Source organism: Mesorhizobium sp. LNHC232B00 (assembly GCF_000502435.1).
GTDB lineage: Bacteria > Pseudomonadota > Alphaproteobacteria > Rhizobiales > Rhizobiaceae > Mesorhizobium > Mesorhizobium opportunistum.
Window position 1 is genome coordinate 12,819 of sequence record NZ_AYWP01000016.1, and the last position, 13,177, is coordinate 25,995.

At 63.9% G+C, this 13,177-nt stretch carries 11 protein-coding genes; 2 read left to right on the top strand and 9 right to left on the bottom strand.

All coding sequences use genetic code 11. From position 1 onward, the window contains the following. The first annotated feature begins 2 nt into the window (after positions 1-2). Positions 3-938, top strand: a complete 936-nt coding sequence (locus X743_RS149630; protein WP_023766936.1) for a DmsC/YnfH family molybdoenzyme membrane anchor subunit — start codon at positions 3-5, stop codon at positions 936-938. 2 nt (positions 939-940) lie between these two features. On the opposite strand, the gene pdeM is transcribed toward X743_RS149630, so the two are convergent. The 5 genes from pdeM to X743_RS149605 all read right to left on the bottom strand — a co-directional run bounded on the left by pdeM (position 941) and on the right by X743_RS149605 (position 7,162). Further along, a complete protein-coding gene (pdeM, locus tag X743_RS149625; protein ID WP_013897299.1) occupies positions 941-1,657 on the bottom strand; it encodes a ligase-associated DNA damage response endonuclease PdeM in 717 nt (238 codons plus the stop codon). Then, the gene (locus tag X743_RS149620; protein ID WP_023766937.1) at positions 1,654-4,188 is read right to left on the bottom strand and encodes a ligase-associated DNA damage response DEXH box helicase; all 2,535 of its coding nucleotides are present in this window, start codon (positions 4,186-4,188) and stop codon (positions 1,654-1,656) included. Before X743_RS149620 ends, pdeM begins: the two co-directional genes overlap by 4 nt. A 298-nt stretch (positions 4,189-4,486) precedes the next feature. Then, the gene (locus X743_RS149615) at positions 4,487-5,347 is read right to left on the bottom strand and encodes an NlpC/P60 family protein (protein ID WP_031257929.1); all 861 of its coding nucleotides are present in this window, start codon (positions 5,345-5,347) and stop codon (positions 4,487-4,489) included. 27 nt (positions 5,348-5,374) lie between these two features. Beyond that, positions 5,375-5,725: a MarR family winged helix-turn-helix transcriptional regulator gene (locus X743_RS149610; RefSeq protein ID WP_023766939.1), complete on the bottom strand. Its 351-nt coding sequence runs from the start codon at positions 5,723-5,725 to the stop codon at positions 5,375-5,377. 72 nt (positions 5,726-5,797) lie between these two features. Then, positions 5,798-7,162 (bottom strand): leucyl aminopeptidase family protein, encoded by a 1,365-nt coding sequence (locus X743_RS149605; RefSeq protein ID WP_023766940.1) that lies wholly within the window; start codon positions 7,160-7,162, stop codon positions 5,798-5,800. Between the two features lie 125 nt (positions 7,163-7,287). On the opposite strand from X743_RS149605, the gene X743_RS149600 reads away from it, so the two are divergent. Next, on the top strand, positions 7,288-8,118 hold the full coding sequence (locus tag X743_RS149600; protein ID WP_023766941.1) for a tetratricopeptide repeat protein: 831 nt from the start codon (positions 7,288-7,290) through the stop codon (positions 8,116-8,118). Between the two features lie 167 nt (positions 8,119-8,285). On the opposite strand, the gene X743_RS149595 is transcribed toward X743_RS149600, so the two are convergent. The 4 genes from X743_RS149595 to X743_RS149580 are packed head-to-tail and all read right to left on the bottom strand — an operon-like array spanning position 8,286 to position 13,176. Next, complete coding sequence (locus X743_RS149595; RefSeq protein ID WP_023766942.1) at positions 8,286-9,305, bottom strand: type II secretion system F family protein; 1,020 nt, start codon at positions 9,303-9,305, stop codon at positions 8,286-8,288. Between the two features lie 9 nt (positions 9,306-9,314). Continuing rightward, positions 9,315-10,328 (bottom strand): type II secretion system F family protein, encoded by a 1,014-nt coding sequence (locus tag X743_RS149590; protein WP_023766943.1) that lies wholly within the window; start codon positions 10,326-10,328, stop codon positions 9,315-9,317. Between the two features lie 29 nt (positions 10,329-10,357). After that, the gene (locus tag X743_RS149585) at positions 10,358-11,863 is read right to left on the bottom strand and encodes a CpaF family protein (RefSeq protein ID WP_023766944.1); all 1,506 of its coding nucleotides are present in this window, start codon (positions 11,861-11,863) and stop codon (positions 10,358-10,360) included. A 23-nt stretch (positions 11,864-11,886) separates the two neighbouring features. Beyond that, on the bottom strand, positions 11,887-13,176 hold the full coding sequence (locus X743_RS149580; RefSeq protein WP_032923236.1) for a CpaE family protein: 1,290 nt from the start codon (positions 13,174-13,176) through the stop codon (positions 11,887-11,889). Position 13,177 lies beyond the last annotated feature (1 nt).

A 13,177-nucleotide genomic window follows, 5' to 3' on the forward strand; every position in this document is an offset into this window, starting at 1 on the left:
ACATGCATCCAGCCTTTTCCGTTGTCTTCTTCACCACTGCTACAGGCGCGGGCTACGGCCTTCTGGCGCTGCTCGGCGTGCTCGGAGGCCTCCAGATCATCCCGCCCGATTTCTGGCTCGGCCTCATCGGCCTGGGGCTGGCGCTCGGCTTGATCGCGGCCGGATTGTTGTCCTCGACCGGCCATCTCGGCAGGCCCGAACGCGCTTGGCGGGCGTTCTCGCAATGGCGCAGCTCGTGGCTGTCGCGCGAGGGCGTTGCCTCCGTCATCACCTTCATCCCCGCGGGGCTGTTCGGCATCGGTTGGGTGTTCTTCGGCCGCACGGATGGCTGGGTCGGCATCGCCGGAGTTCTGACGGCGTGTTGCGCGGTGGTCACCGTCTGCACCACAGGCATGATCTACGCGTCGCTGAAGCCGATCGCGCAGTGGCACAGCCGATTCACCTTGCCCGGCTATTTCATCTTCTCGGCGATGACCGGCAGCGTGCTGTTGAACGCGTTGATGCAGTGTCTTGATGTCGGTTCGAAGACGCTTCTGGCGGCTTGCGTGCTGCTGACCATGATCGGCTGGGGCTGGAAGCTGGCGACGTGGCGCTACAACGACCGCCTGGAGATCCTGACCAACGTCAACACCGCGACCGGCCTTGCCGGCGGCACGGTGCGGTCGTTGGAATGGCCGCATACCGAGGAAAACTACCTGCTCAAGGAAATGGGTTTTCGCATCGCGCGCAAGCATGGCGCACGCCTGCGCCAGATCACGCAAGCTCTGGCCTTTGCCTTGCCAGTCCTGCTCCTCGCCGTCACCTCTGCTCTGCCCTGGCCTTTTGCGGCGGCGGCGTCGGTGCTGGCCGCGATCGTCCAGTTCGCCGGCATGCTGGTCGAACGCTGGCTGTTCTTCGCCGAGGCGAAGCACACGGTCACGCTCTACTACGAACGTTGAGGTCAGCCGGGGCGCAGCATCGAGCCGGAGATGGCGAAGATGCGGTCGACGCCAAGCATGTAGGCCATCAGCGATTCCAGGCGGAACAGCCCGGCATAGGCGCGGTCGAGCACGTTGAGCGAACCGGTATAGGCGCCAAAGGCCGGCATGATCATGCGCCCACCGTCGCCGGCAAAGCAGCGCCTGCGCACCGAGCGCCCCTGCTGGACGATGCGCGCGCACGGATGCAGGTGACCCGATATCTCGCCTTCGACGCGCAGCTTGGATGGCTCGTGCCGGAACAGCAGCGAGCCGATCGCCAGTTCGCGCACCGTTTCGCCGGGCAAATCGGCCGGCGCTTCGGGATCATGATTGCCGGCGACCCAGAACCAGTCGCGGCCTGCCATCAGCGCTTCGAGCCGCTCGCGGAAACTGGCATGCATGCGCTCCGCGCCACCGCCATCATGGAAGCTGTCACCCAGGCTGATGACGATCGAGGGCTGATAATCCGATATCACAGCCTGCAGCCGCAGCAACGTCGCGCCGGTGTCGTAGGGCGGGATCAGCGTGCCGCGCCGCGCCAGCGACGAGCCTTTTTCGAGATGCAGGTCCGATACCGCCAGAAGCCGGAGCTCGGGAAAATAGAGCACGCCGCGCGGATCGCAGACCGCGCTCTCGCCGGCGATACCGACAAGGTCGGCCTCGGCGATCAGCGATGTCCGCGCCAGCGAAAAGTTCATTCCTCGACCATCTCCGGCCCCATGGCTTCCTCGACCAGCGTCGCGGCATCCATCAGCAGCGTTTCATCGGCTTCGCCATTCACCGGCATCTTGCCGATCTCGAGCATGATCGGCACGGCAAGCGGCGAGATCTGTTCCAGATCCTTATGCACGATTCGACCTTGAATGCGCGAGAGCATGTCGGCAAGTCTGCTGACATCGAGCAGGCCGGTCGCTGCATCGGCACGTGTCGCCTGCAGCAGAATATGGTCGGGCTCGTGGCTGCGCAGGACGTCGTAGATAAGGTCCGTCGACACCGTGACCTGGCGGCCGCTTTTCTCCTGGCCGGGGTGGCGTTTTTCGATCAGTCCGGAAATCAGCGCGCAGTTGCGGAAGGTGCGCTTGAGAAGCCAGCTGTCGGCCAGCCAGGCCTCGAGGTCGTCGCCAAGCATATCCTGGTCGAAGAGCGCACCGAGCGAGGGCTTCCGGGCCTTGAACATCGCGCCCATATCACCCAGCGACCATATGGCCAGCGCGTAGTCGGTGGCGACGAAGCCGAGTGGTCTCGCGCCCGCCCGGTCGAGACGCCGGGTAAGCAGCATACCGAGCGTCTGGTGCGCCAGCCGGCCTTCAAAGGGATAGGCGACCAGATAATGGCGATTACCGCGCGGAAAGGTCTCGATCAGCAAGTCATCGCGCTTTGGCAGCACCGACTTGTCGGCCTGGAACCGCAGCCAGTCGGCCACCTGCTCGGGCAGCTTCCCCCAGCGCCGGGGGTCGTCCAGCATGATGCGGACCTGCTCGGCAAGGTAGGTCGAAAGCGGGAACTTGCCGCCGCCATAGTAGGGTACCTTGGCATCGCTGCCAGGCGCATTCGAGACGAAGCATTCGTTCTCGCGGATGCCTTCGAAGCGCAGCACCTTGCCAGCAAACATGAAGGTGTCGCCATGCGTCAAGGTTTCGAGAAAAGCCTCCTCGATCTTGCCGAGAACCCGGCCACCGCGTGAGGCCGAGCCCTTGCTGCCAGCCTGCACGTAGCGCACGTTGAGCGCCGGCACTTCTATGATGGTGCCGACATTCAGCCTATATTGCTGGGCGACGCGCGGATTGGAGACGCGCCACAGCCCATCCTTGTTGAGGCGGATGCGGGCGTAGCGCTCATAATTTTTCAGCGCGTAGCCGCCGGTGGCGACGAAATCGATGACACGGTCGAAGGTCGGCCGGTCGAGGCTGGCATAGGGCGCCGCCGTTCGCACTTCCTCAAACAGATCATCGGCACCGAACGGCGCGCCGCAAGCGCAGCCCAGCACGTGCTGCGCCAGCACATCGAGCCCGCCATCGACCAGCGGCGGCGTGTCCTGGGCGCCGAGATAGTTGGCGTCGAGAGCAGCACGGCATTCCAGCACTTCGAAGCGGTTGGCCGGGATCAAAATCGCCTTCGACGGCTCGTCCATGCGATGGTTGGCGCGGCCAATGCGTTGCGCCAGTCGGCTCGCCCCCTTCGGCGCACCGACATGCACGACCAGATCGACATCGCCCCAGTCGATGCCGAGATCGAGCGTCGAGGTGGCGACGATGGCGCGCAGTGCGTTCTCGCCCATCGCCTTCTCGACGCGCCGGCGCTGGGCCACATCGAGCGAGCCGTGATGCAGGGCGATCGGCAAGGTGTCCTCGTTGACCCGCCATAATTCCTGGAACAGCAGCTCCGCCTGGCTGCGGGTGTTGACGAACAGCAACGTCGTCTTGTGGCGCTTGATCTCGCGATAGATCTCCGGCGTGGCGTAGCGCGCCGAATGTCCTGCCCAAGGCACACGCTCTTCGGAATCGAGGATGGAAATCTCAGGCTTCGCGCCACCGGTGACAACGATCAATTCGGACATATCGCCGGGTGGGTTCTGGCTGACCAGCCAGCGCCGCAATTCGTCCGGCTCGGCGACCGTCGCCGAGAGGCCGATTGTCTGCAGGCCGGGCACGTAGCCGCACAGCCGCGCCAGCCCGAGCGCCAGCAGATGACCGCGTTTCGACGTCACAAGCGAGTGCAATTCGTCGAGCACGACATAGCGCAGATCCTCGAAAAAGCGCCGGGCGTCGGAGGCGGCGATGAGCAATGCCAACTGCTCGGGTGTGGTGAGCAGAATGTCGGGCGGCACCAGCTTCTGCCGCTGGCGCTTGTGGGAAGGCGTGTCGCCGGTGCGCGTCTCGATGGTGACCGGCAGGCCGATCTCTTCCACCGGCTTGCCGAGGTTGCGCTCGATGTCGACAGCCAGCGCCTTCAGTGGCGAGATGTAGAGCGTGTGGATGCCGCGATGCGCCTGGCCCGGTTTCCGCCTTGGCCTGACGGCGAGTTCGGTCAGCGAGGGAAGAAACCCAGCCAGCGTCTTGCCGGCGCCGGTCGGTGCGATCAGCAGCACCGATTGCCCGGCTTGGGCCTTCGCCAAAAGTTCGATCTGGTGAGCGCGCGGCGACCAGCCTTTCTCGCCGAACCATCTGATGAATGGTTCGGGCAGGACGACGGCTGCATTCTGATTGGCAAGGCGCGGTTGCTCGGTCACGCTCCCAGAGGTAGCGCGACGGCGGCCCAACGCCAAGGAAAATCGGAACAAAAGGGGATCGAGCTGTTCTTCCTTCTCCCCTTGTGGGAGAAGGTGGATCGGCGCGCAGCGCCGAGACGGTTGAGGGGTGTTCCANGTTCTTCCTTCTCCCCTTGTGGGAGAAGGTGGATCGGCGCGCAGCGCCGAGACGGTTGAGGGGTGTTCCAGCGGAGTGAGACGTTGGCGTTCCCTGGAACACCCCTCATCCGTCGCCTTCGGCGACACCTTCTCCCACAAGGGGAGAAGGGAAGATCAGTGCTCACGGCCTTCTGAACCCTGTCGGACCGCCATAGAGATAGCCGATGCGGGCGATGGCGTCTTTCAGCCCTTCGCGCGAGACCAGCATGGTGTGGCCATTGGCGTGGATCATGGTCTCGGCATCGGTCATGACGGCGACATGGCCTTTCCAGAAGACGAGGTCGCCGCGCCGCAATCCTGAGAAATCAGCGCCCGGGTCGAGCGGCTCGCCGATGCTTGCCGCCTGCATGTCGGAATCGCGCAGCACGTTTTTGCCGGCCATGCGCATCGCCAGTTGCACGAGGCCCGAGCAATCGATGCCAAAGCCGGAAACACCGCCCCAGAGATAGGGCGTGCCGAGAAACATCTCGGCCACCGAAACATAGTCGCTCACCCTCTCACCGATCGGCCGGAGGTGACCTGATATGACGGCCTCGCCGGAAGGAAGGACAGCATAGTGCGTGCCCCGCGTCTCGGCGGCACCTGTCACCGTTACCGTCGATCCCATCGACAGCTGTCCGGCGATCGGGAAACGCAGGTCCGGACCAGGGTAGAGGAAGGTGCGCGGTACCGAGACGATATGGGTGGGCGCGCGGTCGCGTCCGCCCAGCATCATGTCGGCGACATAGCCGACATAGCCGTCGCGCTCGGCCTGGACCCAGGCCCAGCCTTCCCTGTCCTCGAAGACGAGGACATCATCGCCGAACAGGAGCTGCGTGTTGATGCCGGCATCCGGACGCGGCGCCTTGCGCAGATCGGCAACGGAGGCGGTGATCCGGGCCGGCCGGCCGGCGACAAAGCGGTCGGCGGTAACCTCTCCTTTCAATCTTGCATCGGCAAGGTCGGAACGAAAGGCGTGAAGGCGGGCATCCCTGGCAGTCAAATCAGCAACTCGGTCAAGGTTGGTTGGTTAGATCGGCAGTTCGTGGGCTCTGGCAATGATACCATCGCCGAAGCGCTCGACAAAGAGCGCGCCCTCGACCGTGCGTTTGATCAGCACATTGCGCTTGTCGAGCTCGTCGCGGTGGCGCGACACCAGTTTCAGCGCGCCCATCGTGTCGAGCGCGCGGGTGATGACCGGCTTGGTGACGTTCAGGCGGGCGGCGAGCCCGCGCACCGTGTGCGGCGGCGGATCGAGATAGATGGTGAACAGGATCGCCGTCTGGCGCATGGTAAGGTCGGGCGCGTCGGCGCGCACCTGCGACAGCATTACTTGCTGCCACAGTCGCAAGGCCTGGCTTGGGCGCATCGCAATCGACATTGCGCCAGCATGACGGCAAATTGTTTCGGTTCCGTTTCAGTCACGGCAATTTGCCGGCTCAGCCCACAGCTGTCAGCCGAAGCGTTTCGAGATGATCCGCTCCAACGCGCGGATGCCCTGCGCCTCACCGCCGGCGGGGCCGTGCGGACGGTCGGCGGGGCTCCAGGCGAAGATGTCGAAATGCGCCCAGCTCGCCGTCCTTTCGACAAAGCGCTTGAGGAACAGCGCCGCCGTGATCGAGCCAGCGAAACCGTCCGTGGTGACATTGTTGATGTCGGCGATCTTCGACGACAGTTTCGCCTCATAGGGCTGCCACAGCGGCATGCGCCACAGCGGATCCTCGACCGCGGCGGAAGCCGCCGCCAGGTCGGAAGCCAGTATCTCGTCGCCGGTGTAGAACGGCGGCAGATCAGGGCCGAGCGCGACACGGGCAGCTCCGGTCAGCGTTGCCATGTCGATCAGCAGCTGAGGCTCCTCGTCATCGGCCAGCGCCAGTGCGTCCCCCAGCACGAGCCTGCCTTCAGCGTCCGTATTGCCGATCTCGACCGAGATGCCCTTGCGGCTCGCCAGCACATCGCCAGGCCGGAAGGCGTTGCCGGCGATGGAATTCTCGACCGCGGGGATCAGCACGCGCAGCCGCACGTTCAGCCGGGCCGCCATGATCATCGAGGCCAGGCCAAGCACATTGGCCGCTCCGCCCATGTCCTTCTTCATCAGCAGCATGCCGGATGACGGCTTGATGTCGAGACCGCCGGTGTCGAAACAGACGCCCTTGCCGACCAGCGTCACCTTCGGCGCGCCTTGCCGTCCCCATGTCATGTCGATCAGGCGCGGCGCGCCGACGGATGCGCGGCCGACGGCGTGGATCATCGGGAAATTCCGCACAAGCAGGTCGTCGCCCTTGATGACCGAGACTTCGGCCTTGTGGACCTCGGCCAGGGTGCGCACCGCCGCCTCCAGATCGTCCGGCCCCATGTCGCTGGTCGGCGTGTTGACCAGGTCGCGTGTCAGGAAGACACCATCGGCGATGCGGCGAACGCGCGCTGCATCGGCACCGGCCGGCAGGTCGAAGCGCAGCGTCTTGCCCGGCTTCTTGCCATAACGGGTAAAGACATAGCCGCCGAGCACCAACGCGATCGCCGCAAGTTGCGGATCGGCCGGCATCGAGGCGAAATGCCAGTCGCCTTCGGGCAGGGCTTTCGCCAGCGCGCCGAGCGCGAGCGCGCCATCGCCGTCGCCAAGACCGAACAAGGCACCGGCGAGCGCGCCATTTTCGCCGGGCACGGCCAGCGTCCTGCCCGCCTCCCCGGAAAAGCCGTTGACCCTGGCCCAGGCGACCATGGACGGCGCAAGCCCCGCGGCCTCCAGGCCATCCCTGGCGACCAGATGGACCGGCAGCGCGCCCTGCAATTTCTTCTCGACGAGTTCGACAGGCATCCGATGTTCTCCTGCCGACCCTGGCGAGTCGGCGTTTCTTAACCGTCCGTTAGGGTTAACAGAATATTTCTGCGGGAGGAAAGATGGCCACGCAATGGCCGCGTATGAATGGAGGCCCAGGGCCGATGCCGACCAACCGCACCATCGACGTCAGGGGAAAACGGCTGATCACCACGGCCCTCATGCTGGCGCTCGCCGCGGGTGTCGCCGGCTGTGGAACCAGCAATCTCACCACCGGCTCGATCGGCCGCACCACCAGCGGCAAACCGCTGGAGACCATGTCGGCGGGCGAACTCCACAATGCCACCGCTTCCCTTGGCCAGTCCTACTCCAGGAACCCCAACGACAAGCGAATCGCCACCAATTTCGCGGCGGCGCTGCAGATGGACGGCGATGCCGACCAGTCGCTTGCCGTGATGCGCAAGCTGGCGATCGCCTACCCCAAGGATCGCGACGTGCTCGCCTCGTATGGCAAGGCGCTGGCCGCCAATGGCCAGTTCGAAGCGGCGCTCGACGCCGTGCAGCGCGCGCAGACGCCGGAATATCCCGACTGGAGGCTGGTGTCGGCGGAAGCGGCCATCCTCGATCAACTCGGCCAGAAGGACCAGGCGCGCCAGGACTATCGCAAGGCGCTCGAACTCAAGCCGAACGAGCCTTCGGTTCTCTCCAATCTCGGCATGTCCTATGTGCTGGCAGGCGATCTGCGCACCGCCGAGACCTACATGCGTTCGGCCGCACAGCAACCCACCGCCGACAGCCGCGTGCGCCAGAACCTCGCGCTCGTCGTCGGCCTGCAAGGCCGCTTCGACGAAGCCGAGAAGATTGCCTCGCAGGAGCTCTCGCCCGAGCAGGCGCAGGCCAATGTCGCCTATCTCAGGCACATGCTGGCGCAGCAGAATGCCTGGAGCCAGCTCAAGGACCAGGACAAGGACAAGTCGAAGTCGGCGACCAACTGAAGCGCGCCGCGCCGAAAGCGGATTCAGCCGGCGCGCTCAACTCACGATTTCATGCATGCGGACTTTCGGGCGACATGCGTCAGACGAAATCCGCTGCGACCATGAATGAAAAGCCGCGCTTGGTTCAGCGCGGCTTTTTTCAGATGTCATGCAGGGACGTGCCGCCGTTACTGGGCAGTCGATGATGCATGATCGCTGCCGAAGATGCCGCGCTGGCTGACCTGAATGCCGGCGGGACCCAGAATGATGGCGAAAAGCACCGGCAGGAAGAACAGGATCATCGGCACGGTGAGCTTTGGCGGCAGGGCTGCCGCCTTTTTCTCGGCGGCGTTCATGCGCTGGTCGCGGCTTTCGGCTGCAAGCACGCGCAACGCATGCGCCACCGGCGTGCCGTAACGCTCGGCCTGGACGAGTGCCTGCGACACCGACCTGACCGATTCCAAGCCAGTGCGGCTGGCCAGATTCTCGTAAGCCTGCTTGCGCTCCTGCAGATAGGAAAGCTCGGCATTGGTCAGGATGAACTCTTCAGCCAGCGCCACCGATTGCGCGCCGATCTCGTCGGCGACCTTGCGGAGCGCGGCTTCGACCGACATGCCCGACTCCACGCAGATCAGCATCAGGTCGAGTGCATCCGGCCACGCCATCTGGATCGATTGCTTGCGCTTGGTGGCGCGGTTGTTGACATAGACGACCGGCGCGTAGAAGCCGGCATAGGCAACGAGGATGCAAACGAACAGCCGGATGACCAATGGCTTGTCGGGCAATCCTCCGAGCACGAATATGTAGACCAGGGCCAGCGCGAAGCCGACGAAAGGCAGCACGAGACGGAAGAACAGAAACCGCGTCAGCGGATTCTGGCCGCGAAAGCCGGCGACCTTGAGCTTCTGCAAGGTGCTTTCGTCGGCAAGGGCGCGGCGCAGATCAAGCCGGTCGACAATGTTGCGCATGCCGACCGACTGTTCTTCGCGCAAGCCCTTGCGCCGGCGATCGGCCTCGGTTGCCAGCCGCGCGCGCTGCTTGGCGCGAAGCTCATCGCGCTCCAGCGCGACCGATTTCATGCGCGACTTGAGCTGGTTTCCGCTGAACGCCGGCAGCAGTGTAAAGACGGTCGCGAACACCGCGATGGCGACGAGCAGCGCGATCAGGAGGCTCGGATCGGTCAGTGATTTGATGACTTGATCGGTCATGTCGCGATCCTAGACCTCGAAGTTCATCATCTTGCGCATCACCAGGATGCCGATTGACATCCAGACTGCCGAACAGCCGAGGATGAGATTTCCAACGCTGGTGTTGAACAGCGGCATCAGGTAGGTCGGGCTCGACAGGTAGACGAGAAACGCGACGATGAAAGGCAGCGCGCCGATGATGGCGGCCGACGCCTTTGCCTCCATCGACAGTGCCTGGACCTTGGCCTTCATTTTCTTGCGATCACGAAGCACCCGCGAAAGATTGCCCAGCGCCTCGGAGAGATTGCCACCGGCCTGCGACTGGATCTGGATGACGATGCCGAAGAAGCTCGCCTCGGTGCATGGCATGGTTTCGGGCATGCGCAAGGTTGCGTCGGGGATCGACAGGCCCATCTGCTGCGAATCGACGATGCGGCGAAACTCGGTCTTCACCGGCTCGGGGGCTTCGTTGGCGATCAGGCGCACTGCATCGTTCAGCGGCAGGCCGGATTTGACGGCGCGCACGATGATGTCGAGCGCGTTTGGAAATTCGTTGAGGAACGCCTTGACGCGCCGGCTGCGGCGAAATGAAACGAACCAGCGCGGCAGGCCGAGCGCACCGGCCAGCAGCACGCCGGGCAAGACGATCAGCGGCGCCCCGGCCACGAACGCGATCACTGTCAGCGCGATGCCGCATATGGCGGAATAGATATAGAAACGCTCGATCGGAACCTTCATCCCAGCCTGGCGAAGCTGTGCCTTCAGCGGCGGCTTCTTGATGGCGCTGTCCTTGGATTTCTGCTTCTCGTCGAGCTCCTTGAGCGAATCCTGGACCGATTTGCGGCGCTTGGCCGCGTCCGTCGCACGGTCGCGCGTGGCCTTGACGACGGAACGGTCCGTCTCCGCGGCCTTGATCGTTTCAAGCCGCTTGCCGGTCTGTCTCTCATTGCTGATCTGGTTGAACAGAAATGCATAGGCGACCGCGCCGGCGCTGAAGCCGGCGAGCACGACAAACGCCAATACGGTGCCGTCAATTCCAAACATTGGCCAGAACCTTCACGCCTGCGGGTACGTCAGTCAGCGCGTTTCTCCATAGCCTCGAGCGCTATGGCGAGGCGCTGCTCCTCGCCGTAATAACGGGCCCGTTCCCAGAAATGCGGACGGCCGATGCCGGTCGACACGTGCTCTCCCAGCAGCCTGCCGTTGGCGTCCTCGCCCTTGATGTTGTAGAGGACGATATCCTGCGTGATGACGACGTCGCCTTCCATCCCGATCACCTCGGTGATGTGGGTGATGCGACGTGAACCGTCGCGCAGGCGGGCCGCCTGGATGATCACGTCGATGGAGCCGACGACGATTTCGCGCACGGTTTTCTGCGGCAGCGAGTAACCGCCCATGGCGATCATGGATTCGATACGGTTCAGGCATTCGCGCGGGCTGTTCGAGTGGATCGTTCCCATCGAGCCGTCGTGGCCGGTGTTCATCGCCTGCAGAAGGTCGAACACCTCGGGTCCGCGCACTTCGCCGACGATGATGCGCTCGGGCCGCATGCGCAGGCAGTTCTTGACCAGATCGCGCATCGTCACCTCGCCTTCGCCTTCGAGGTTGGGCGGACGGGTTTCCAGGCGCACGACATGCGGCTGCTGCAGTTGCAGTTCGGCCGAATCCTCGCAAGTGATGACGCGCTCCTCGCGGTCGATGTAGTTGGTCAGGCAGTTGAGCAGTGTGGTCTTGCCGGAGCCGGTGCCCCCCGAGATGACGATGTTGCAGCGAACACGGCTGATGATCTTGAGGACTTCGGCTCCCTGTGGCGAGATGGCGCCGAACTTGACCAGCTGATCGAGCGTCAGCTTGTCCTTCTTGAACTTGCGGATGGTGAGTGCGGTGCCATCGATAGCGAGCGGCGGCGCGATGACGTTGACGCGGGAGCCGTCGGGAAGGCGGGCGTCGCAGATCGGACTCGATTCATCGACACGGCGGCCGACCTGGCTGACGATGCGCTGGCAGATGTTGAGAAGCTGCTGGTTGTCGCGGAAGCGGATCGGGGTCTGTTCGACCTTGCCGTTGACTTCGATGTAGACGTTCTTGGAGCCGTTGACCATGATGTCGGCGATGTCGTCGCGGGCAAGCAATGGCTCGAGCGGCCCATAGCCAAGCACGTCGTTGCAGATGTCCTCGAGCAATTCCTCCTGCTCGGCGATCGACATCGCGAAATTCTTGATCGCGATGATGTCGTTGACGATGTCGCGGATTTCCTCGCGCGCGCTTTCGGGGTCGAGCTTGGCGAGCTGCGACAAGTCGATCGTGTCGATGAGCGCCGAGAACACCTGGCTCTTGGTGTCGTAGTAAGTCTCGCTTTTTTCGCGGCCACGCTTGGGCTCCGGCGCAATGGGGGGCGCCTCTACCGCGCGGCGAGCCGGCGGTGCGACAGGTGCGCTCGGCTGCGGCGTTGCCGCCGGCCGCGCAAGAACCGCCGTGTCAGCCGAACCCGCGGCTGCCGGTGCGGCCGGCGCAGGTGCCGGCTGGCGAAATTCCGGCGTGAACCGGTTGCCGTCGTCGTTGCCTCGTTTACCAAACATGATCGACTACCGGTCCCACTGCGTCACTTCTTGTTGCGCGAGAGCTTGCCGAGCAGACTGCCCAGGCCAGCCTTCTTTTTCGTCTTGATCTCGCTGCGGCCGGTCAGCACATGAGCAATCTCGTTGATCGTGGCCACAACCGGATTCTTGGCATCCATCTCGCCAAGCATACGCCCGTTGTTGGCGGCATTGCCGAACAGGACCGGATCAAAGCCGATGACCGACATCGGCGTCAGGCCGAGCGGTTCGGCGAAATCGGAAGGCGAAATCTCCGGCCGCTTGGGAATCCCGGCCTGGTTGATGATCAGCTTTGGCGGCGGGTCGTTGGGGCGAAGCCGCTTCAGCATGTCGACCAGGTTCTTGGTGTTGCGCAGGTTGGCCAGCTCCGGCGTCGCCGTGATGACGATCTCGTCGGCCTTGACCAGCGTGTTCTTGGCCCACCCGGTCCAGACATGGGGAACGTCGAGCACCAGGAGCGGCACGCTGCGCTGCGCGGTATCGACAAGTTGCGCAAAGGCATCCGGATCGAAGTCGTAGACGCGCTCCAGTGTCGAAGGCGCCGCGAGCAGCGACAGGTGCTCGGCACACTGGGTCAGCAGCCGATCGAGATAGACTTCGTCGATGCGCTCGGGCGAAAACACCGCTTCGGCGATGCCTTGTGCCGGATCCTGGTCGAAATTGATGTTGGCCGTGCCGAAGGCGAGGTCGAGGTCGGCAACGACGACCTCGGATTTGAACAGCGAGGACATCGCCCAGGCTACGTTGTGAGCGATCGTCGAGGAGCCGACGCCACCCTTGGCGCCAATGAAGGCGACCGAGCGGCCGAGCGGTTCAGCCTCCGGATCGACGAAAATCGACGACACGACACTGACGATGTCGGCCATCGAGACCGGCGCGATGACATATTCGGAGATGCCGGAGCGGATGAGTTCACGATAGAGGCCGACATCATTGTAGTGGCCGATCACCACCACTTTCGAGGACGGATCGCAGTACTCCGAGAGTTGGGCGAGTTGCTCCAGCAGTTGCTTGGGTTCGCTGCGCGACTCGAGCAGGATCAGATTGGGCGTCGGCGCCGATTGATAGAACTCGATTGCGGTGGGAACGCCGCCCATGTGGACCTTGAGATGCGCCTTGGTCATGCGGCGGTCTTCGCCGGCCCGCTCGACCGGATTGGCAACGCCCTCCGTCTCGCAGAATGCCTGGATCGAGATGCGCGGTATCGGCCGCAACGCCTGCATCGCGGCGATGTCCTGCGGCGAGGTATCGCCGCCGTCCACGGTGGCATCATAGGCGAGGTTGCTCATGGTCATG

Excerpts from the sequence above, each read along its gene's own strand:
- X743_RS149630 (WP_023766936.1), top strand. The coding sequence starts at position 3 with ATGCATCCAGCCTTTTCCGTTGTCTTCTTCACCACTGCTACAGGCGCG.
- pdeM (WP_013897299.1), bottom strand. The coding sequence starts at position 1,657 with ATGAACTTTTCGCTGGCGCGGACATCGCTGATCGCCGAGGCCGACCTT.
- X743_RS149610 (WP_023766939.1), bottom strand. The coding sequence starts at position 5,725 with ATGTCGATTGCGATGCGCCCAAGCCAGGCCTTGCGACTGTGGCAGCAA.
- X743_RS149605 (WP_023766940.1), bottom strand. The coding sequence starts at position 7,162 with ATGCCTGTCGAACTCGTCGAGAAGAAATTGCAGGGCGCGCTGCCGGTC.
- X743_RS149600 (WP_023766941.1), top strand. The coding sequence starts at position 7,288 with ATGCCGACCAACCGCACCATCGACGTCAGGGGAAAACGGCTGATCACC.
- X743_RS149595 (WP_023766942.1), bottom strand. The coding sequence starts at position 9,305 with ATGACCGATCAAGTCATCAAATCACTGACCGATCCGAGCCTCCTGATC.
- X743_RS149590 (WP_023766943.1), bottom strand. The coding sequence starts at position 10,328 with ATGTTTGGAATTGACGGCACCGTATTGGCGTTTGTCGTGCTCGCCGGC.
- X743_RS149585 (WP_023766944.1), bottom strand. The coding sequence starts at position 11,863 with ATGTTTGGTAAACGAGGCAACGACGACGGCAACCGGTTCACGCCGGAA.
- X743_RS149580 (WP_032923236.1), bottom strand. The coding sequence starts at position 13,176 with ATGACCATGAGCAACCTCGCCTATGATGCCACCGTGGACGGCGGCGAT.